Genomic DNA, 20,757 nt, shown 5'->3' with positions numbered 1-20,757 from the left:
GACCGCCGATGCTGCCAAAGTCCCCATCAGCCATCGCATCAAGAAATGCGCCTGGAACGACGACTATCTCATCAATGCCATCACTCATATGCGATAGCCCTGCCCTTAAGGGGGGAAGATCGGCACCTTCGCCGTCTGCCCCTAAATCAGCTTCTCCAGCGTGATCGGCAGGTCCCGCACCCTTTTCCCGGTGGCGTGGAACACCGCGTTGGCGGTCGCCGGCGCCACGCCGACAATGCCCAGTTCGCCGACCCCCTTGCCGCCAAGCACCGAGGAGTGCGGATCGGGAATGCCGACCGAGATCACCTCGATATCGGGAATGTCGGCATTCGTGGCGATGAGATAGTCGGCGAGATTGTTGTTGACGATGCGCCCATGCCGGCGGTCGACGATGCCTTCCTCGAGCAGCGCCTGGCCGATGCCCATGATGATACCGCCCTTCCACTGGCTTTCGGCGAGCTTGGGGTTGTAGAGCCGGCCCGAATCCAGCGCCGACACCACACGCGACACACGAACCGTGCCAAAGTCCTCGTCGACGCGCACTTCGATGAAATGCGCGCACCAGCTGTAGCGGGAATAGTCGCCCTCGGTGTGTGGCAGCGCCATGGCTATGGTGGTGTAGTTCTTGTAGCGGTCCTCGACCGTCGAATTGGCCGGCATGGTGTCGCCCTTCGCCTCGATATGCTCGCGCCCGACGCTCCTGAGCAGTTCGGCGATGGAAACTTCAGGGCCGTTGCCGCGCGGTGAAGCGATGCGGCCATTGGCGACGACGAGCGTGTTGGCCTGCAGCGCATGGAACGGCGAAGCCGGATCGCTGATGGCGAGCCCGATCAGTTGGTCGAGCGCGGCACTCGTCGCCTTGTGGACGGCGCCGGTCATCACCCCGGCCAGCCGCGAACCGCCGGTGACGCCGGCTCGCGCATAGCGGGAATCGCCAAGCTTGACGACGACGTTTTCCGCCGGCACGCCCACCACCTCGGCGGCGGTCTGCGCCAGGATCGTGTAGGTGCCTTGCCCCATGTCGATCGATGAGCTTTCGACCTCGACCGAGCCGTCGGCCAGGATGCGCACCATGGCCTCGCCATAGGCGCGCCGCACCGGATAGGTGCCGGCGGCGACACCCCAGCCGATCAGCTGGTTGCCGTCGCGCATCGAACGCGGCCGGGGGTTCCGCTTCGACCAGCCAAAGGCTTCGGCGCCGGCGGCGAAGGCCTCACGCAGCTGCCGTGTCGACCACGGCTTCTTGGCATGCGGGTCCTGCTCGGCATAGTTCCTGAGCCGGATTTCCAGCGGATCGATGCCGGCCTCGTAAGCGAGCTCGTCAATGGCGCTTTCGATGCCGAAGGCGCTCGGGTTCTCGCCCGGCGCGCGCAATGCCCCCGGCACCACCGTGTTGACCCGCACGACGTTCTGCCGCGACGAGAAATTCGGCGTCGCGTACATGACCGAGGTGACCGAGCCGAGCGGCTCGACCCACATGCCGTCGACAGAGGTCTCGTTGACGCCGCGATGCACGATCGACTGGATTTTGCCGTCGCGATCGGCGCCGAGCGCTACCGTCTGGCGCGTCGCCGCCCGTCCGCCATAGGCGGTGAAGGTCTGCGGCCTGGTGACCGCCAGCTTCACCGGCCGTCCCAGCATTTTCGCGGCCGCTGCCGCCACCGCGCCGTAGCCATAGGCGAACGCCTTGGACCCGAAGCCGCCGCCAATATAGGGCGAGACAAGGCGCACATTCTCGAACGGCACGCCAAACCATTCGGCATAGGTCCGCGCCATGCCGTCGACCCATTGACTCGGCTCCCAGACCGTCAGCTGGTCGCCCTGCCACTTTGCGATCAGGCCATGCGGCTCCATCGGCGCCTGGTATTCGCGCGGCGTGTTGTAAGCGTTGCAGATCCTGACCGGAGCCGAGGCGAACGCTGTCTCCGCCTCGCCCCATTCCTTGGTCATGGCGTCGACCGGGATGCCGTCGCCGGCCTTCGGATCGCTGAGGTCGACGATCGCCGGCGTCTCGTCATAGGCGATCTTGACCAGCGCCGCGGCCGCGACCGCCTGTTCGAAGCTCTCAGCGATGACTGCCCCGACATGCTGGCCGCTGAAGGTGATGTCGCGCGCCAGCGGGCAATAGGCGACATCCGGCGGCGGCGTGCCCAGCCAATCCGTTGCGGTTCTCAGCGGCAGGATATTGTCAGGCGTCAGCACCAGCAGCACGCCGGGCGACGCTTCGGCAGCGGCCGTGTCGATCGAATGCACCCGGCCGGCGGCAATGGTGCTCTCGACCAGCACCGCATGGGTAAGCCCGTCGAGCCGCTGCTCGACGGCATATTTGGCGGCACCGGTGATCTTGGCCGGGCCGTCGACGCGAGACAGCCGGCCGCCGACCTGATCGGCGAGGACGGCACCGTCCGAAGCGTCGCCGTGTTTGGCATCGCCGGGTCTTGCTCTCAACTCGTGAACGGTCATGCCGTTTCTCCCATTTTTAGGATGGCGCGGGCGACGACGCGCGGCGCCAGTTGGATCTTGTAGTGGTTGGCGCCATGGTCGACGGCGCCCTCGACGGCGAGCAGGCTGGCTTGCCTGACGACCTCCGGCTCGAGCACTTTGCCTTTCAGCGCCTCTTCCACGGCACGCGCCCGCCACGGTTTTGTGGCGACGCCGCCAAGCGCCACGCGCAGGTCGCGGATCGTGCGGCCGTCCGCCTCGAATTCGACACCGACGGCGGCACTTGCGGCGGCAAATTCATAGGATTGCCGGTCGCGGACTTTCAGATAGGTCGAGCGGCGGGCGGCGGCCGAAGCGGGAATGCCGATCGCGGTGATCACCTCGCCCGGCTCGATCGCATGTTCGTTGTCGGGCGTGCTGCCCGGCAGCAGAAAAAAATTATCGACGGCGATTTGGCGGTCACCGAGATGGACGATTGCGTCGAAAGCGACGAGTGCAACCGCCAGGTCGCCGGGATAGGTGGCGATGCAGGCCTCGCTGGTGCCGAGCACGGCATGGCCGCGGGTGACGCCGCCGATCGCCGAGCAGCCGCTGCCGGGCGAGCGCTTGTTGCAGGCGGGGAAATTCGACGGATCGCGGAAATAGGGGCAGCGTGTACGCTGCATCAAATTGCCGCCGATCGTCGCCATGTTGCGCAGCTGCGCCGATGCCGCCTGCCACAGCGCCTCCGAAACGGCAGGAAACCGGCTCTTGATACCGGCATGGTCGGCCACGGTGCTCATCCCGGCCAGCGCCCCGACCGTGGCGCCCCGGTCATCGATCACGATCGTGTCCAGTCCGGTGAGATGGGTGATGTCGACCACGATCTCGGGTTCGGCAACGCCGCATTTGGCGAGATCGACAAGCGTCGTGCCGCCGGCGAGCAGCATGGCGCCGGGCAGTGCTGCTGCCTCACGCGCTGCGTCGACCGAGCCGGCACGGAGATACGAAAAGTCCCTCATGATGTGGCCTCCACGGCTGCCTGGCGCACGGCGGCGACGATATGCGGATATGCGCCGCAGCGGCAGAGATTGCCGGCCATGTATTCGCGGATCTCCTCATCGGAGCCGGCATGGCCTTCGCGAATGCAGGCGACCGCCGACATGATCTGGCCCGGCGTGCAATAGCCGCACTGGAAGGCATCCTGTTCGAGGAAGGCGGCCTGCACCGCATGTAGCGCGCCATCCTCCCCGGCAAGCCCTTCGATGGTGGTGATGGCACGTCCTTCGGCCTGCGCGGCAAGAGTCAGGCAGGCCAGCACGCGCTGGCCGTCGATATGGACGGTGCAGGCGCCGCACTGGCCTTGGTCGCAGCCCTTCTTGGTGCCGGTCAGGCCGAGATGATCGCGCAAGGCGTCGAGCAGGGTAACACGCGGCTCTGCCTCGAGCTCATGTCGATGTCCGTTGATTTGAAGTTGGATCGGAGTTCGGGTTTTGCTTGTCATGGGGCGTCTGGCTCCAGTTGCTTGACGCGAGAGGGGATGATCTGGCGCCCGGCCAGCGAGCGGCAAGATCAGGTTATGGCTAGGTGAGCTAATCTCCCCCCTTGCGGGGGAGATGCCCGGCAGGGCAGCGGGGGTCCGCTTGGCTTGATGCGACCTCCGGGAGGGCCGCGGTTTGCGAGGTTGAAAGACGTGACATACCCGATCCCGTGATTACATGATCCCGTGATTACATGATAAAGGCGCTCCACAAATCGGAGGCGCCTCCGTTTATTAACTAGGGGCCTGCTCCGCCCTGTTCAAGCCCCGGATCGAAATTGATCGAAATTGGAGAAAATTGGGGGCGGGCAGCCAGCCGTCATGCCGGGAGACAAAAAAGCACCACCGGCCCAAGCCGGTGGTGCTCTCTGGACTGTCTGTAGGGGCAGGACAGTCCAATGATCCTGAGGGGATCGCGCTCAACGTGGGCTCATTTTTGCCCCACGGCATCGGCCGAACAGATGAGGAGTGCCGCCGCGAGGAAATATCCTCCGTCGTCACCCGCCGTGCACCGGAGGCGGGCAAGATGCCTCGCCTGCCGGAACGCCGGCCCAAACTCGATCCTGTGATTATAGTTACTTGCGATTATATTTGTCGGAGACGTAACGAAGGTGGAAGAGTCTGCGTTCTTGAAACGGGGCCTGCCTATCCGGGTATGCTTCGGATCAGCACTGGAGAAGAAATTGGCCGCGGAGCCGCCCGTCATACCTGGAGACAAAACCGAAACCGCCGTTGCAAAACCGCTGCGCGCCGACGCGCAGCGCAACCGCGACGCGCTGGTCGAGGTCGCGGCAAAGGCCTTTGCCGCGCATGGCGTCGACGCCTCGCTGGAGGAGATTGCGCGCCAGGCCGGCGTCGGCATCGGCACGCTCTACCGGCATTTCCCAACCCGCGAGCATCTGGTCGAGGTGGTTTATCGGCGCGAAGTGGAAGGGCTGTGCCAGGCGGCCGACGAACTCGCCCACGATCATTCGCCCGATATGGCGCTCGAACAATGGATGCAGCGCTTCGTCGACTACATCGCCACCAAGCGCGGGCTGTCGACAAGCCTGCGCATCCTGCTCACGACCAACTCCACCCTGTTCTCCGACGTTTCGGGCAGGGTGACGCTCGCCTTGCGGCGGCTGATCGATGCCGCGGTCGCCGACGGCTCGATCCGCAGCGACGTCGATGCCTCCGACGTGCTGCATGCGCTGGGCGGCATCTATTCGGCCCCGGACACCAAGGACTGGCGCGACCGCTCGCGCCGATTGGTGTCGCTGCTGATGGATGGGCTGCGGTTTGGAGCGGCCAAATCCCGCCCATCCAAGGAATAACGAATGCAGTGACTGTCCTTATTTCAGCGAGATGCTCATACCGCTGAGATCGGCATTGACTTGCAGGCCTACCTGCCTGCCCGTGAGTTCGAGTTGGGCACCCTTGTCATTGGTCATGACGATCACCTGGGCTCCTTTGCCGAGCGCGCCGCCACCGCCCGCTGCGCCGTAAACCCCCGTCACATCCCGGGCGCGCCGTATGTGGCGCACGGTACCTTTGAAATAGGTCTTGGAGGCACCGAAGGCGAGGCCGCCCGAGATGCCGCCGACCGAGATGGGATACCGGCGACCATGGAAGGTCAGTGTGCCCTCGCCTCCGGCGCCGCCGATGAAGAAGGCCGCCTTGTAGATGGCGAAGCGGATCGTACCGCTGTCGGCATGTGCGACGCTGGCAAAGCTAACTGCCGCCGCAGTTATGACGGCAACCGCGACTGAACGAAATCTGGACGAAATCTTCATGATGAGAACTCCTCAAGATCGCCGCATGCCCAGCCGGCCGGGCACGTCGGCGCCGTATCAAAGTCATAGCTGAACAGTCTCGCCCGTCATTGGTTCCAAGCACGCGGCCTGAATCCGGCTGCGAGAAGACCGCTACGAAACGAGGCGGATGGCGAGCGTAGTCCTGGCTGTAAGAACATGACTGATGGTGGGGATGATCGTAGGTGTTGAGGCGGAATGGTATTAGTCTGCGCTGTCCTGGGGTTTCGGGAGCGCGGCAAAGGAATGGATTTCAACTCACGGCATGGCTACCTCCTGATCGGCGGCCTTATCCTGGTCGGTGCCGGGCTGCTGGTCCTTTCGCTGATCGTCAATCTTCGCGTGGCGCACAGCGTGCGCGACGACGTACGCCATCGTGAAAAGCTGCTGGAATATTATCGCAACATCTTTTCGCAGCTGGGCGTGATCATGATCGGGATTGGCGTGTCCCTGTTCATCTTCTTTTTCCAGCAGAATTATCAGGACCAGCGCAAACGCGAAGCGGAGCTCCAGCAGGTTCTCGCCAAACTGGCGGCACGTGTTGCCCGCGGCAGCGCTGTCGTGGAGGCCCTCGGCGAATTCGACGCGCTGCTGGATGATGGTGGTGCTTATGTCAGTCCGGAACACGGCGGTGACAACGCCGCTGTCAGCGCCCACGGAACGGCGCTCGCCAAGCAGGTTTCCCAGATCCTTCTGGTCGAGCGCGACGTCGATGTTCAGGGGTTCGATATCCTGAATCTGTCGCGCGATTTCGAAGCATCGTTCGTCGTCAACGAGCTCAACCCAACGCTATGGTTCAACGTCGTCCGGGACGAGAGCGACATCAAATATGCCACCACCCAGATGGCCCTTGATTACAAGGACCTGCAGGATGCGATCGGCGGCGAGCCTATCGAGGTTGCGATCGCCAATCCCGAAAAGGAGCGGAAGATCAAGCAGGAGGTGCTCGACGTGTTTTATGATGCCGACCTCCTGCGCCAGCGCAGCAGGCGGTTTCTCGGCCGCGCGTGCTGGCTTTTCAGCAAGGGGCGCGACTTCGTCAAGCTTGCACCGGCCAATGAGATCGAAGCCGATGCCAGGTCGCACCAGGAATGGATCGATCGGTCAAAAGGCTTCCTGACGCAGTTGAAGTCGGGAAGCGGCGATTGCTTCAAATTGCTCCAGTTCGGCCCGGCATCCTGAACCGGCAAGCATCGCCCGCCCGGCGGCGGCTAATCCCCCACGCGTTGCAGCGTGCCGAGACGATTGTCGTCGAGAAATTCGACGGTCATGGCCGACGCCTTGCCGTCGGGGCCGAGGGCAAAGCTGACGGCCGAAGGCCTGTCCGGCATCTCGGCATCGGGGAAGGTCACGAAGAGGTCGCGGTTGAAATGCTTCAGTGGATAGGACCGCGCACCGGCAGGCCCGACCTTGAGGACAAGAGCGTCTCCTTCGCCTGACACAATAGCATCGCCGATGAAGTCGTTGAAGTAACGGCCCGCATAGGCGCTGGCCGGCGCCGCCGGACTTGCTGGAGAGGGCGGCGCGGCATAGGTAGCCTTGGCCGCCGCAATCACCGGGCCGAACATGCCTGCATAGATATCATTCCAAGCCTTTACCTTGTCCTTTCCCAGCGTTCCGTCGAAGACGAGATCGGCGAAGCTGTCGGACAGTCCCTCCGGCACGCCTGTCGGAAAGGCGTTGGCGATGACGACGATGCCAAGCTTCTCCTCGGGAAAGAGCATCACCAGACTGCGGGCGCCGGCGCTGAAGGCGCCCGCATGACCCCAGATCGGTCCGTGCCGGCCGAATTCGACATTCCAACCGAGGCCGTAGAAGGCCTCGCCTCCGGACACGGGGTTCTTGCCACGAACCATCAAGGGAATATGTGTCTGGTCCAGCGCATCGGCGGCAATGAGTCTCTTGCCGGCGTAGGCCCCGTTGCCGAGCACAAGGCGCATCCATTGCGAGAGGTCGCGTGCGGTGGAACTGACGCCGCCTGCTGGCGCCTGCGCATCCGGATAGCGCTGGACCTTGGCGGTCCACGCGCCATCGATTTTGGCGTGGAGCTCGGCGCGGTTGGCTTGCTTGATGAAGTCCGAATGACGGGAGCTGGTCGAGACCATTCCAAGCGGACGGTAGAGCTTCTCTTCGGCGACCTCTTCCCATGATTTGCCTGTCGGCTTCGCGGCCGCGACGGCCCCCTCGGTCAGTCCGAAATTGCTGTAGGAATAGCCCGCACGAAAGCTCGATGACGGCGACACGAACCGCAGGCGGCGCAGGATCTCCGCGCGGTCATAGCCGATGTCCTCGAGGTCGTCGCCGGCGGTGCCGGGAAGCCCGCTGCGGTGCGCAAACAGGTCGCGGACCGTGAGTTCGCTGGTCGGATAGGGCTGAGCGAGCCGGAAAGCCGGATCGAGGTCGGCGATCTTGGAATCCCACGAAGCGATCCCGTCGCTGACCAGCGCCGCCACGACGGTGGCGGAGACCGGCTTGGAGAGCGAGGCAATCTGGAAGACCGTGTCGGCATCGACGATCTCCGGTTTTCCGGCTTCGCGATGCCCGAACCCCTTGAGGAAGATCACCTCGTCGCCGTGCACGACGCCGATGGCCAGACCGGGCACGCTACCATCCGCGACGACGCCTTCGGCAAGCAATTCGAGCTTCGACAGAGCTGCGGCGATCCTGTCGGGTGGGATGGTATCGGCCGACGCCGCGTTCGGCAAAAGCACCATGATTGCGATGAAGGCCAACATCCTCCACCGGAGGTGATTCCGGTTTGTGAACCGCCGCATGCTCAGCCCCTCCGCTTCACCGGCGTGCACTATTGCAGGCCGACGCAGGGAAGGCCAGCCTCACGCTCGACCCGCCATCCATTGACGGATGTCCGCTTCACACCAGTCGAAATTCAGACAGCCGCGCCTGAGCTAGGATGCAGCGCGCAGGCGGAGGCGCCGCCTGCCGGCGCGGGCCTTCTCCGCCGCCGCGGCGGTGATCTCGACCACGCCGTCTTCACGCGGTCTGGCGTTGGTGACCTTGTGGAGCCGCTCATAGGGCAACAGTTCCTTGACTCGGGCTTGAAGCGACGCGACTTCGGCTCGCAGATCCTCGCATTCCTGCCTCTGGACGTCGAACTGTATCTGTTCGGATGCCTGTTGCAGAGAAAGCTGCGAAAAATTTGCGCTGATTGCGGAAAGGTTCATCTTGTCGTTTTCGCTCTCTTTCATGAGAGCAGACAATTTTTGCTCGACAATTTGCCTTTCGGCCACCGCGTCGCTCGCCTGGGCCTTGAGCATGGCGATCTCGCTGGCGGCTTCGCTGTTCTGGTTGGAGGCGGCCTCCAGCCGCGATCGAAGGTCCTCGATTTCAGAACGCAGGCCGGTCATCTCCGCGACACTGCGTGCAAGCTCGGCTTCCCTGTCACCGTCCCTGAGGCGGGCTGCTTCCGTTATTTCCGATAGCTTCGCCTGCGCCATATCGAGCGATTTCTGCAGCCGCATCTCCTCTTTCTCGCTCTTGCCAAGCGCGGCCAGCAGTTCCGAAAGCTGCGCGGCATCATTGGCATGGACAGTCGAGAGTTCGTCCAGCCTGTGCCGGGCCTCGGCCTCCCGTTTCAGCGCCTTGTCGAGGTCGATCGACAGGCTGACATGTTTCTCCCGCAGCATTTCGTTCTCGCGCGAGCGTCTGTTGGCCTCGACGGCTCTGGCCGAGAGTGTTTTGACAAGCTCGCCGAACTCGGCCTCGCGTTTTGCGCTCGCATTGCCTGCCACGACGAGTTCCAGCCTTGCCGCAGCCAGCGCGCCGCGAAGTGCTTCCTTGTCCTCGACCAGGCTCGCCTCGTGCTGCTGCAGGGCCTCGATAGCGCTGTCGCGCTCGCGCTGCTTTCTGGTTGCATCGTGGAGCTGTTCGGACAGCACCCTTTGCTGCGCCATCAGGCCGGTATTTGCCAGCTCCAATTCGTTGGCGCGAAGAATGTCGCCGTGGAGCAGTTTTAGAAATTCGCCCGTCAGATGATGCGAGGTCGCGATCTCCGACAGTTTCGCATTGATCTCCCCCAGATACTCCTGCGCGTCGTGAAAGAGCCCATCGACCGCGCTTAAGGCAGCCAGCCGGGTTTGCGTATGGGGGGACAGCCTTCGTGCGGTCTCGAAGGCGTCCGCATTGGCCTCGATCTGCGAGCTGTCATCCGTTGCCGCGAGATTCTTATCCGATTCCGTCTCATCCGGCACGGTGACGTCGTTCAGCGGCGGCTGATCGTCCACGTTGAGACATTCGCTAAACGCATCCGCCAAATCGGTTTCGAGCTCCTTGAACGCTCTCTCCACAGTCTCGGCACGCTTGATCAAACCTTTGAAATTCATGACCGAATATCCCTCTCGTGCAGCGCCGTTAAGGAGCGGACTTTCAACACTTGACCTCGCCTCCCCGAATACGGGTTCATCTCCTGACGTGCGCTCTGGCCGACGCAGGCTAGGGACAGGCTTGGCCACTGTCCTCGTGTGTTTGAATGACGCAAAGCCGTGTTCTGCGGCGCTCCATACCCGAAGCGTTGGCACCGCTCGCAAAATGCCACTCATTTCACCCGAAACGAATATCAAGCGGCGCAAGCCTGAGAATCGCCTGGTAATTGTCTTAAGGACCGGCCGAGCACCTCGGTGTTCTGCAGCAGCTACAAGGTCACGGCCTAAGACGACGCGTGTCACTGCCGAGAGGCCTGACCTAATAAATGATTGTGTTGAATACGTTTCGCTGATTAGCTGCTGTGAATAGACCAGGGACAAGACCGACAAAATGTTGTCCCGGGAGGACCGCGATGCCGGTGCTTGAGGTTCGCCACGTCTCCAAGAATTTCGGGGCTATCCAGGCCCTGACCGACGTCAGCTTCCAGGTGGAGCGAGGCGAAGTCGTTGGTCTCATGGGGGATAACGGCGCCGGCAAGTCGACGATAGTCAAGACGGTGGCCGGGAATTTTCCTCCGAGCGACGGCGAAATTGTAGTCGAGGGCGAGGTGTGCCACTTCCACCAGCCTGTGCAGGCCCGCGCCAAAGGGATCGAAGTTGTTTATCAGGACCTGGCGCTCGCCGATAACTTGACGGCCGCGCAGAACGTCTTTCTGGGGCGCGAGATCAAGAAAGGCTTCTGGCCGATCAGGATTCTTGACAAGCAGGCGATGATCGATCGCTCGGCAGCGCTGTTCAAGGAACTCAAATCGGAAACCCGGCCGCGCGACCTCGTCAGGAAGATGTCGGGTGGGCAGCGCCAGGCGGTCGCCATCGCGCGGACCCGGCTTTCAAATGCCAAGCTGGTGCTGATGGACGAACCAACGGCCGCCATCTCGGTGCGCCAGGTGGCGGAAGTACTCGAACTGATCCGACGCCTCAAAGCACAAGGAGTCGGCGTCATGCTGATCAGTCACCGAATGCCTGACGTGTTCGCCGTGGCAGATCGTATTATCGTCCTCAGGCGGGGCTCGAAAGTTGCCGACAAGCCAGCCGACAAAACGTCGCCCGAGGAAATCACTGGACTGATAACGGGGGCCATCCGTGGCGAATAGTGTTCAGGAGTCAGTTGGCGTTCAGGGCTCAGTCGAAGAACATGGCCGGCCGGTCATGTCGGATTTCGTTCCGACCAAGGAAAAAACAGTTCTCCAACGTGTGATTTCAAGTCAGCCCTTCTGGGTGACGATCGCGCTCATCGCGCTCGTCATGTTGATGACTGCGATGGAGCCGAGCTTCGGCACCTCTGAAAACGTCGCCAATGTGACGCGCAATTTCGCACCTTTCGGCATCATGGCACTTGGCATGACGATCGTCATCATCACCGGCGGTATAGATCTGTCGGTCGGCTCCGTCATGGGTCTCGTGGTCATCGTCGCCGGCCTGTTCCTCACCTGGCACTATCCCTGGTACGTCGCCTTCGCCATGGGCCTTTTCTCCGGTCTGGCCTGTGGCGCGGTCAATGGATTCTTTGTCGCCTATGTCGGGATGCCGTCCTTTGTGGTCACCCTCGGCATGCTGTCCGTCGCGCGCTCGCTGGCGGTCGTATTCTCGGCCAACCAGATGCTCTACCAGTTCGGGCCCGATGCCCCGATCGTAAAGGCAATCGGTCAGTGGAAATGGCCGCGGCATGGTCTGGAGGACTGGGCACCGCATTGGATACCAGAACTGTCGTCACAATTCTGGACCATGGTGATCCTGGCCCTGATTGTCGGCTTCGTGTTCAACTTCACTGCCTGGGCCCGGCATCTCTTCGCCATCGGCGGCAATGAGGAGGCGGCACGGCTCACCGGCGTTCCGGTCAACTGGATCAAATTCCAGGCCTATGTCTTCTCGGCTTTCACCGCCGCGCTCGCCTCGCTCCTGCTCCTCGGCTATAACGGCTCGGCCATCAATGCCATGGGCCAAGGCTATGAGCTGCGCGTTATCGCCGCGACAGTCATTGGCGGCGCCAGCCTCATGGGCGGCGCCGGCACGGCCTTCGGTGCGATCATCGGTTCCGCCTTCCTCGAGGTGATCAGGAACGCGCTGCTGATGGCCGGCATCGATTCAAACTGGCAGGGTGCCTTCGTCGGCGCCTTCATCGTTCTTGCGGTTCTCTTGGGCATGCAAACCGGCGGCAAATCGATTCTCGCCGCGTCGCTGGCAGTCTTGATGCCCAAAAAACGCCGCTAGAAACCCGCCGGCGGGAGGCTTGCGGGACATCACACCAAGGAGGAGAACGTCACATGAAAAAACATCTGCTCACGGCCGCCGTCGCGCTTGGCGCAATGGTGCTCGCCGTTTCCGGCGCCCAGGCGAAATACACCTTCGCCCTGGTGCCGAAGAACATGAACAATCCTTTCTTCGACCAGGCACGCGACGGCTGCAAGAAGGCCGAGGCCGAATCCAATGGCGCTGTGGAGTGCATGTATATCGGTCCCGGCGAACATGGCGGCGGCGACGAGCAGGTGCAGATCGTGCAGGATCTCGTGGCCAAGAAGGTGGACGGCATCGCCGTGTCGCCATCGAACGCCGCGGCGATGGCGGTTGCGCTGCAGGCCGCCAAGGAGGCCGGTATCCCGGTTCTCACCTGGGACTCCGATCTCCTGCCCGAAAACAAGGATCTGCGCGTTGCCTACATAGGCACCCACAATTACGAGATCGGCGTGAACCTCGCCAAGCTTGTCATGCAGATCAAGCCCAAAGGCGGCACGATCTGCATCCAGTCCGGCGGCGCCGCGGCGGCCAACCACAACGAGCGCATGCAGGGCATTCGCGATAAGCTTTCGGGCACCAAATCGGCGGCCTCGCCCGGAGATCGGCTGACAGGCCAGAACGGCTGGACCGAAATCGAAGGCTGTCCGCTCTACACCAACGATGATTTCCCGCTTTCGGTGCAACAGTTCGAGGATATCATGGCGAAAAACCCGAACCTCGACGCGTTTGTCCCAACCGGTGGCTTCCCGCAGTTCATCCCTGATGCCAACCGCGCCGCCGTCGCACCGTACAAGGACAAGATCGCCTCGAAGGCCCTGGCCCTTGTCGTCGCCGACACGCTTCCGGTACAGATCGACCAGATGAAGGAAGGTTTCTCGCTTGGCCAGGTCGGCCAGCGGCCGTTCGAGATGGGCTACAAGACGATGATGGCGCTGAAGGACATGAAGGACGGCAAGGCTCCGCCGGCCGACCCGACCTACACGGGCCTCGATGTCTGCACTCCGGAGACAGCCGACACCTGCGTCGCCAAATAGTGCTTTTGGGCGGGAGGAAACTCCCGCCCTTTTCCATAGGGGATCTCAATGCCGGAATTGTTCTCGCTCAAGGGCCGTGTCGCATTGGTCACGGGTGCCTCGCGTGGTCTTGGTTTCGCCATGGCCAAGGCACTTGCGGAAAACGGCGCGACGGTGGTCGTCAATGCCCGCGACGTGGCCGCCCTTTCCGCCGCGGCGGACAGGATAGGTGCAGAAGCCCTGCCGTTCGATGTCACCGATGCGGCGATCTCAAGGGTGTCGCTCGAAGGAATCGTCGAACGCCACGGCCGCCTCGACATTCTGGTCAACAACGCCGGCATCCAGCATCGTAAACCGCTGGTCGAATGGCAGGACGAGGATTTCAACCACGTGGTTGCCGTCAATCTTTCGGCTTGCTTCCGCATGATGCGCGACGCGGTGCGCCTGATGCTGCCAAACAAGTTCGGGCGCATAATAAACACCGGATCGGTCGCAGCGATCCTTGGCCGTCCCACCATTCACGCCTATGTGGCGGCAAAGGCGGGGCTACATGGGCTGACACGCTCAACTGCCGCTGAGCTGGGCCGCCACGGCATCACCGTCAACGCGATCGCCCCAGGCTATTTCGCCACCGAGCTCAACACCGCACTTATGCACGACGAGGCCTTCACCAAATGGGTCGAGGCACGAACCCCCGCGGGCCGCTGGGCCCAGCCTGAGGAACTCGGCGGAGCCGTAGTGTTTCTCGCCTCCGACGCTGCCGCTTACGTCAACGGGCACGTGCTGGCCGTTGACGGCGGGCTATCGGTTTCCCTGTGATTTCAACCGGCGACACCGTGCCGACAGGGCGTGCCTGCTAGCCGCCTGAAATGACGACTTGCTGCATACGCTGCTAGCCCGGTCCCCCTGCGCGGACGCAGACGCCACACGATTGGATGACGCGCCGTATTGCAGCCGCCGACTTTCGATTCGCAGCGGGTTATTTCGACGTCTGGCGGCATCGATGCTTGATGCCGCCAATATTTCATTCCACACACCGGCCACGATGAGAAACGACATACGGGATCAGCGCCGGGTATTCGGGTGGGCCTTGCCCACTTCGATTGCCCTGCATCTGCTGATCGTCGCGTTTTTGTTGTTCGGACTGCCGGCAACGCTCTCGCAGCCAGGGAAGGAGCAGGCCATTGCGGTGGATATCGTGCCGCCGCCCAAACCGCCGGAAAAAACCAAACCTCCGTCCCCCGCTGAACCGCCCAAGACGGAAAAGCCGCCGGAAGCAAAGGTCGAGCCGACGGCGAGCCGTGAGGTCGCCGCGCAGAGACCTGTCTTCCAATTCGGTGAGAAGGACGCCGGTCCGCGCAAGTCTCTGGACGGCAACAGTGCGGAGGATGGTTCGGAACAACCGCCAGCGCCGCAAGATCCCAATAACCAGGATCTTGCACAGCCACCTGCCGTGACTGCGGTCGACGGGAACGACCAGGCTCCGCCGCCTGGCGCATCACAGCCGCCGAAGCCCAAGCCAGCGGATGTCGCTAACGTGCAAAAGCCGTTGAAGCTTGAAGAAGCGAAAAGATTGTTCTCGCAAGCAGCAACCGATGATCCGATCGCGACAACCGCCATGAAAAACGTGCCGCGCGCCGTACGAATCGGTCAGCTCTGCAACACGGAGCTCGCACAGCAATTGGTGCACGCGTCGCCCCCCTATTTCCCAGACAGCTTGCTTGAGTATCGGCTGAAGGCCGGCACGGTCATGAACGTCGCCAGTGCGCCGTTCCCCGCAAACGGGCAGTGGTACGATCTGAGCTTTCGTTGTGAGGTCGATCCGGACGCAACGAAAGTCGTGTCGTTCGCCTTCCGTGTTGGAAATCCGGTGCCGCGCAGTGAATGGAAGCGCCGCGGGTTGCCCGCCAATTAGGTGGTCAAGGCCACGGAGGCTGGCTGTCCGGCGCCATCAAATCCGGCTGGCGATGTCTTCGCGCGGCCCGGGTGACCGAACCAACACGCGCCAAAAATGGCTTTCGTCAGTGGCCGCCGAAGTCTAGCATACGGCTTTGGGAGGAGGCTTCGATGACTTCAAGTTTCAATGTTCACCATGCTGCCGGCTATGAGCAGCTCATGGGCCGCTGGAGCCAAAGGCTCGCGCCGCTGTTCATCGACTTTGCGGGCCTTAAAGACGGCGAAAAGATCCTCGACGTCGGTTGCGGCACCGGCAGCCTGACCTTCGCGCTCGTCAAGGCCGCTGACCTCCGTGAGGTCGCCGCGATCGACTTTTCAGGCGTTTTTGTCGAGGAGGCAATCCGGCGCAACTCCGATCCGCGGATAAAAATCCGTCAGGCGGATGCCTGCGCCCTGCCCTTTGAGGACGGCGCGTTCGACCGTGCCCTGGCCCTGCTCGTGCTCCATTTCGTGCCCGAAGCCGGCAAGGCAGTCGCCGAGATGCGCCGCGTCGTGCGGCCGGGCGGCGTGGTCGCGGCGACGGTATGGGACCATCTCGGCGGCATGCCGGGGATGCGCATGATGATCGACACGGTGGCGGTGCTCAGCGAAGGCGGACGCCAGCTGCGCGCCCGCTATTGCACGCAGCCGATGATGCAGCCGGGTGAAATGAAACGGACCTTTGTCGAGCAGGGTCTCCGCGACGTTACGGAGACCGAGCTGATGATCCGCATGGACTATCAAAACTTCGACGATTACTGGGCGCCGATAGCCGCCGGCGAAGGGCCGCTCGGCAAGTATGTGGCCACGCTCGATCCAGAAGAGCGGGCGCGCGTCGACGCCGCCATGCGCGACGCCTATGAGGCCGGCCGGCCCGACGGCCCGAGATCCTTTGCGAATGTCGCCTGGGCCTGCCGCGGTATCGTTGCCTGACCGGCCGGCAGCCGGGATGCATTCTTCGCATAGGAAGCATCGCTCTCCTCGCGCCGGCTTGTCCCGCTGTTGACGGGACGGCCTCCGCTTCGGCCCCGCTAGATCCGCCAAGGGTGGCTGCATTAGCCGATCCCGTAGACCAGCCTGACGCGGCCGTCCGAAAGCTGCTCCACTTTGCGCAGTTCGAGCCCACGACGATTTTTCGCCGTCCCAAACAGCGCCTTTCCTTCACCGGCGAGCAGCGGATAGACGATCAGCCTGAGCTCATCGACCAGCCCGGCATCGATAAGGCTCGCGGTAATTCGGGCGCCGCCCATAAGGTAGATGTCTTTGCCGGGCTTCTGTTTAAGCGCAGCGATATCCTCGAAATTCCGCACGAAGCGCGTCTTTGGCCAGGCGGCCGAAGTCATTGTGTTCGACAGCACATAATGCGGGGTCTGCGCGGCGAATCGGGCCCATTCGAGCTCGGCCGGCTTCGGCAATTTGCCGGTCATCGGCAGCGGCTTGTCGGGCTCGTTCTGGATGGCGCTCCAGTAGCGCTCGTAGCCGGCATACATGACGCTGCCAAGCAGGCAGGCGTCGATTTGCGGCGTCAGGCCATATTCGTCCGACCACGCGTCGACCCAATCGGCGTAACCCTCGGGCCCCTCCATCTTGCCGTCGACGGAGATTTTCATCCCAGCGATCAATTTGCGCATGACTTCCTCCATCAGGCTTGCGGGATGCAAGCACGTTTCATCGTTGCTTCGTGTTGCTGGCGGCGACCTCAGGGATGGACGCCGCGAGTTACATCAGGCCGGCAGGCGGCGATCGTATTCTTCCCGCAGGCGGCTCCAGCCGTCCCAGAACGAGGTCGGCGGCTTGCCAGCCAGGCGGGCGGCCAGCAGGTCGAGGTGCATGTGCCAGCCGGCCGTGATGTTGAGCTGGATTGCACGTTCCGGCAGGCGGCGATGGACGACGGTGAGCAGCACATCGCTACCCTTCGCCTCCAGCAAGAAGGAGACGCCGCCGGTATTTCCCCAGGTGATGGAAAGCTGGCGCGGCGGATCGAGTTCGGTGATCCGGCCCTCCATCCGATGCTCTTCGGGAAAGCCCGCGGGGCGCTGGCCAGGCGGGTCCGTCAGCTCGTCGTTACGCCAGACCAATTCGAACGAGCTGCCCGCCTTCATTTCCATCTGGCCCGCTGCCATCCACTGTCGGCGCAGGTCACTCTCAGTGAGATAGGCCCAGACGCGCTCGATGGGTCCGGGCAAAAGGCGCTGGATAGTGAACGTGGCGGGCTCGCTTAGCGCGCCATAGGCGTCGATGCTTCTCATCTGGTTCATTGCTCGTCTCCTTCTTTCGGATTGGGCGATTTCCTGGGCTCATCCTGGGCTTTGCGTGCGTCCTCTTCGCGAAGAAGGCGTTCGAGGACATCGAGACGACCTGTCCAGAAGCGCTCGTAGAAGCTGAGCCACTGATGGGCGCTGGCCAGCGGTCCGGGGGCTAGTCGGCACAGATGCGTGCGGCCCCTCACCTCTCGACGAATAAGCCCTGCGTTCTCCAGCGTCTTGATGTGCTTGGAGGCCGCCGCGAGCGACATCGCGAAGGGTTCCGCCAGCTGGCTTACCGTTTTCTCGCCATCGGCGAGATCGCGAAGCATGTGCCGGCGCGTGGCGTCGCCAAGGGCGTGAAAGACCGCATCCATCTGAGGTGTTTGTAATTCAACCATGTAGTTGAATATAGATGCGCGCTTTGAGATAGTCAACCGTTTGGTTGAATAAATTATGTGAAGCGCCGCAGGGCGGTTTGCGCCATCGAGCGCATCGACGTGACGGGAGATACGGACGGCCCGCGACAGTAAGGGCGAGGCCCTTATTTGCCGTTGAAGAAACTGTGGATCGCGGCTTCCAGCTTTTCGATAAGCTGAGGGTTGTGGCAGCTGCCAGCCCAGATCAGGGCGTTTAGCCTTATTTCTTTGTTGATAAAGCTCACTTTCCCAGAATCCAGCAGGTATTCCGCGATCTCGTAGTGCCGCCCTTTGATAGCCTCGATGAGCGCGTTGTTTCTCCCCGTCTTGTCGGTCAGATTTACTTCCGCGCCATTCTCCACGAGCAACTTGACGACTTCGAGATGCCCGTTCTTCGCCGCCTCGATAAGAGCCGTTCTGCCGTAGTAGTCAGCTCGCGCGTTGATCTCTATTTGGGGGTGTCTCACGAGGCCTGAGATACACGAGTAATGTCCCTTGGCCGACGCAAGGCTCAAGGGCGTGCTCTTCCACTTGTTTCTGGCATTCACATCGATTTCCGGGTCTTCGATCAGCACCTCGACCACCGCTGTGCGGTCATTGAGGGCTGAAAGGTGAAGTGCAGACCAGCCGCCGTCGTCCGACTGATTGATGTCGGCGCCAGCCGCCAATTCCGATCGAACCGCATCCGCATCGCCTTGTTCTGCCGCGACCAGCAGGGGCGACCAGTCTCTTGCTCCTTCGGCTTCCAAGCTGTTGGTCAACGCAGTCGCCTCCTCGAATAATCCACAGAATACCACAGAAATCCGCGACAGCGGGATCGTCCTGAATGGAGTTCCCTGGAGTCCGTGGGTCACAGAGAGCTGTCGGCCCGAAGCGGAAGATCAGCGCTTCACGTCCGTCTCCTCACATTCTCCTGATATCGACTGGCTTTGGCGGCCATTCAGACTAGATAGAGCCTGCGCCGGGCGGAACGATGCAGAAGGACCTGAACATGCCTGAACAGATTACCCTGAAAAGACCTGAACAAATCAGATTGAACGACGGCTCCGCCATTCCGCAAATCGGCCTCGGCGTGTGGCAGGTCGATCCAGCCATCACCGCCAAGGTAGTGCGCTGGGGAATCGAGGCCGGCTACAGGCTGATCGACACCGCCGAAGGCTATCAGAACGAAGAAGGTGTCGGGCAGGCGATCCGCTCGGCCGGCGTGCCGAGAAGCGAGTTGTTCATCACCTCGAAACTGCGCAACGGCGCCCATCAGCGCGACGCCGCCTTGCGCGCCTTCGACGGGACGATGAGCAAGCTCGGCATCGAACAGATCGACCTGTTCCTGATCCATTGGCCGGTACCCAGCCAGGACAGATATGTCGAGGCCTGGAAGACGCTGATCGAACTCAGGCAATCAGGCCGCATCAAGTCGATCGGCGTTTCGAACTTCAACCAGGACCATCTCGAACGGATCATCGGCGAGACCGGCGTCACGCCGACCGTCAACCAGATCGAGCTCCACCCCCGCTTCCAGCAGCGTGACAAACGTGAATTCCACGACAGGCACAACATCCGCATCGAGAGCTGGAGCCCGCTGGGCAGCGGCCGGCTGTTGAGCGATCCGACGCTCGAAAGCATCGCCAGGAAACACGGCAAGTCGGTGGCGCAGGTGATTATCAGGTGGCACCTTCAGGAAGGGCTGATCGTCATCCCGAAATCGATCCACCAGGACCGGATCGCCGCCAATTTCGATGTCTTCGATTTCGAGCTGGAAGCGAAGGACCTCGAGCTCATCCGGGGCATGGATTCGCCCGACGGCCGCACCGGCCCGAACCCCGCCACCGCCGCGTTCCTGTTCTGACGAAGGCGGGCATCACCGCGGCGTTGGCATTCCTTTGCGACCCCTGTGTCCTGCCCTCTTTGGCACCACTTGGCATCTCCCCCCGGGGGAGATTGGCAGCTTCAACGGGAGCGCCGTTCTTGCAACGTTGGAGACTAGCGAAAAGCCGAGATGAGAGCCAATCTCCCCCCTCGTGGGGGAGATGTCCGGCAGGACAGAGAAGTGGTCGTTTCCAAGTTACAAGGGGGGCGCTGTCCCGCCGGTCTTGCCAGGGTTCTGCTGCCCATCCGTCGCTCACGGAACTCGCGCTTTGGCCACCCATTCAGGATGCAGCGGCGAGCCCAGTCACAATGCCAATGTGCTGGCCTTGGGCATCGATTTGGCATTTGCGCGGTGTCGTGGAGGCAATGGCGTGTGAGGCATTGTCAACGCTCTTTGGCGATCGAGGTCGGCGTTCTACGGCGCCCCCCTCTGTCCTGCCGGACATCTCCCCCACGAGGGGGGAGATCGGCAGCTTCGGCCCCAACGCGGTCCTGTAGCGACCGCGACAGCTCACCTCAGATCCCCGAGCCATCCAGCAGCGGGACATCATCCTCCTCCCAGGGGCTCGGCATCGAACCCTTGCTCAGATTGGCCGACGGCAGCGGCATCCAGCACTTCAGCTCCGGTTCGGCATATTCGACGATGCGTCCCGGAGAAGAGTCGGAAGCCCTCCAGCCTTCGCTGCCGAACTGATCGGCCCGGGCCCAGAAAGCCATGTCGACTTCGGCCGGCCCCTGTTCGGATGGCCGAACCGTGACAAGGATTCTGCTGCCGTCCCTTGGCGCACTCGACATGTGGCGCCACCGATCGGGCTCGTCCATCGTATTTCCTCCTGCGGAATTCACCTCGCAC

20 protein-coding genes are annotated in these 20,757 nt (G+C 62.4%); 9 read left to right on the top strand and 11 right to left on the bottom strand.

Annotation, left to right across the window (positions count from 1 at the left end; genetic code table 11):
* Window positions 1–141: 141 nt before the first annotated feature.
* The 3 genes from NKJ84_RS15610 to NKJ84_RS15600 are packed head-to-tail and all read right to left on the bottom strand — an operon-like array spanning window position 142 to window position 3,925.
* Window positions 142–2,463, bottom strand: a complete 2,322-nt coding sequence (locus NKJ84_RS15610; RefSeq protein WP_352507173.1) for a xanthine dehydrogenase family protein molybdopterin-binding subunit — start codon at window positions 2,461–2,463, stop codon at window positions 142–144.
* Entirely contained in the window at window positions 2,460–3,443 is a 984-nt protein-coding gene (locus NKJ84_RS15605) for an FAD binding domain-containing protein (RefSeq protein ID WP_352507172.1), read from the bottom strand. Before NKJ84_RS15605 ends, NKJ84_RS15610 begins: the two co-directional genes overlap by 4 nt.
* On the bottom strand, window positions 3,440–3,925 hold the full coding sequence (locus NKJ84_RS15600) for a (2Fe-2S)-binding protein (protein WP_352507171.1): 486 nt from the start codon (window positions 3,923–3,925) through the stop codon (window positions 3,440–3,442). Before NKJ84_RS15600 ends, NKJ84_RS15605 begins: the two co-directional genes overlap by 4 nt.
* A 719-nt stretch (window positions 3,926–4,644) precedes the next feature.
* Between NKJ84_RS15600 and NKJ84_RS15595 the strand changes: the two genes are divergently transcribed.
* On the top strand, window positions 4,645–5,277 hold the full coding sequence (locus NKJ84_RS15595; RefSeq protein WP_352507170.1) for a TetR/AcrR family transcriptional regulator: 633 nt from the start codon (window positions 4,645–4,647) through the stop codon (window positions 5,275–5,277).
* An 18-nt stretch (window positions 5,278–5,295) separates the two neighbouring features.
* Here NKJ84_RS15595 and NKJ84_RS15590 read toward each other — a convergent pair whose 3' ends face one another.
* Window positions 5,296–5,736: a lipid-binding SYLF domain-containing protein gene (locus NKJ84_RS15590; protein WP_352507169.1), complete on the bottom strand. Its 441-nt coding sequence runs from the start codon at window positions 5,734–5,736 to the stop codon at window positions 5,296–5,298.
* Between the two features lie 264 nt (window positions 5,737–6,000).
* Here NKJ84_RS15590 and NKJ84_RS15585 point away from each other — a divergent pair, with 264 nt between their 5' ends.
* Window positions 6,001–6,936 carry a hypothetical protein gene (locus NKJ84_RS15585; protein ID WP_352507168.1) on the top strand — a complete coding sequence of 312 codons (936 nt, stop codon included), beginning with the start codon at window positions 6,001–6,003 and terminating at the stop codon, window positions 6,934–6,936.
* A 29-nt stretch (window positions 6,937–6,965) separates the two neighbouring features.
* On the opposite strand, the gene NKJ84_RS15580 is transcribed toward NKJ84_RS15585, so the two are convergent.
* Together NKJ84_RS15580 and NKJ84_RS15575 are read right to left on the bottom strand one after the other, a co-directional pair.
* A complete protein-coding gene (locus tag NKJ84_RS15580) occupies window positions 6,966–8,489 on the bottom strand; it encodes a serine hydrolase (protein ID WP_502904021.1) in 1,524 nt (507 codons plus the stop codon).
* A 171-nt stretch (window positions 8,490–8,660) separates the two neighbouring features.
* Window positions 8,661–10,094 carry a coiled-coil domain-containing protein gene (locus NKJ84_RS15575; RefSeq protein ID WP_502900487.1) on the bottom strand — a complete coding sequence of 478 codons (1,434 nt, stop codon included), beginning with the start codon at window positions 10,092–10,094 and terminating at the stop codon, window positions 8,661–8,663.
* Between the two features lie 452 nt (window positions 10,095–10,546).
* Between NKJ84_RS15575 and NKJ84_RS15570 the strand changes: the two genes are divergently transcribed.
* The 6 genes from NKJ84_RS15570 to NKJ84_RS15545 all read left to right on the top strand — a co-directional run bounded on the left by NKJ84_RS15570 (window position 10,547) and on the right by NKJ84_RS15545 (window position 16,309).
* Window positions 10,547–11,287 carry an ATP-binding cassette domain-containing protein gene (locus NKJ84_RS15570; RefSeq protein WP_254819718.1) on the top strand — a complete coding sequence of 247 codons (741 nt, stop codon included), beginning with the start codon at window positions 10,547–10,549 and terminating at the stop codon, window positions 11,285–11,287.
* A gap of 55 nt (window positions 11,288–11,342) precedes the next feature.
* Window positions 11,343–12,404: an ABC transporter permease gene (locus NKJ84_RS15565; protein WP_352507165.1), complete on the top strand. Its 1,062-nt coding sequence runs from the start codon at window positions 11,343–11,345 to the stop codon at window positions 12,402–12,404.
* Between the two features lie 53 nt (window positions 12,405–12,457).
* Window positions 12,458–13,462, top strand: a complete 1,005-nt coding sequence (locus NKJ84_RS15560) for a sugar-binding protein (RefSeq protein ID WP_352507164.1) — start codon at window positions 12,458–12,460, stop codon at window positions 13,460–13,462.
* Between the two features lie 48 nt (window positions 13,463–13,510).
* Window positions 13,511–14,260 carry a glucose 1-dehydrogenase gene (locus tag NKJ84_RS15555; protein WP_352507163.1) on the top strand — a complete coding sequence of 250 codons (750 nt, stop codon included), beginning with the start codon at window positions 13,511–13,513 and terminating at the stop codon, window positions 14,258–14,260.
* A 184-nt stretch (window positions 14,261–14,444) separates the two neighbouring features.
* A complete protein-coding gene (locus tag NKJ84_RS15550; RefSeq protein ID WP_352507162.1) occupies window positions 14,445–15,356 on the top strand; it encodes a DUF930 domain-containing protein in 912 nt (303 codons plus the stop codon).
* A 152-nt stretch (window positions 15,357–15,508) separates the two neighbouring features.
* The gene (locus tag NKJ84_RS15545) at window positions 15,509–16,309 is read left to right on the top strand and encodes a class I SAM-dependent methyltransferase (protein ID WP_352507161.1); all 801 of its coding nucleotides are present in this window, start codon (window positions 15,509–15,511) and stop codon (window positions 16,307–16,309) included.
* A gap of 122 nt (window positions 16,310–16,431) precedes the next feature.
* On the opposite strand, the gene NKJ84_RS15540 is transcribed toward NKJ84_RS15545, so the two are convergent.
* The 4 genes from NKJ84_RS15540 to NKJ84_RS15525 all read right to left on the bottom strand — a co-directional run bounded on the left by NKJ84_RS15540 (window position 16,432) and on the right by NKJ84_RS15525 (window position 18,799).
* Window positions 16,432–17,007, bottom strand: coding sequence for a dihydrofolate reductase family protein (locus tag NKJ84_RS15540; protein WP_352507160.1), 576 nt, complete (start codon window positions 17,005–17,007; stop codon window positions 16,432–16,434).
* A gap of 93 nt (window positions 17,008–17,100) precedes the next feature.
* Window positions 17,101–17,634 carry an SRPBCC family protein gene (locus NKJ84_RS15535; RefSeq protein WP_352507159.1) on the bottom strand — a complete coding sequence of 178 codons (534 nt, stop codon included), beginning with the start codon at window positions 17,632–17,634 and terminating at the stop codon, window positions 17,101–17,103.
* Complete coding sequence (locus tag NKJ84_RS15530; protein ID WP_254819404.1) at window positions 17,631–18,020, bottom strand: ArsR/SmtB family transcription factor; 390 nt, start codon at window positions 18,018–18,020, stop codon at window positions 17,631–17,633. Before NKJ84_RS15530 ends, NKJ84_RS15535 begins: the two co-directional genes overlap by 4 nt.
* 143 nt (window positions 18,021–18,163) lie before the next feature.
* On the bottom strand, window positions 18,164–18,799 hold the full coding sequence (locus NKJ84_RS15525; protein ID WP_352475611.1) for an ankyrin repeat domain-containing protein: 636 nt from the start codon (window positions 18,797–18,799) through the stop codon (window positions 18,164–18,166).
* 230 nt (window positions 18,800–19,029) lie between these two features.
* On the opposite strand from NKJ84_RS15525, the gene NKJ84_RS15520 reads away from it, so the two are divergent.
* The gene (locus NKJ84_RS15520) at window positions 19,030–19,884 is read left to right on the top strand and encodes an aldo/keto reductase (RefSeq protein ID WP_352507158.1); all 855 of its coding nucleotides are present in this window, start codon (window positions 19,030–19,032) and stop codon (window positions 19,882–19,884) included.
* 536 nt (window positions 19,885–20,420) lie between these two features.
* Here NKJ84_RS15520 and NKJ84_RS15515 read toward each other — a convergent pair.
* A complete protein-coding gene (locus tag NKJ84_RS15515; protein ID WP_352507157.1) occupies window positions 20,421–20,726 on the bottom strand; it encodes a hypothetical protein in 306 nt (101 codons plus the stop codon).
* Window positions 20,727–20,757 lie beyond the last annotated feature (31 nt).

This window comes from Mesorhizobium sp. M0048, assembly GCF_040323405.1.
Lineage (GTDB): Bacteria > Pseudomonadota > Alphaproteobacteria > Rhizobiales > Rhizobiaceae > Mesorhizobium.
Note: the sequence above shows the minus strand (reverse complement) of the source record. Positions and strands in the feature narration are given on the sequence as shown.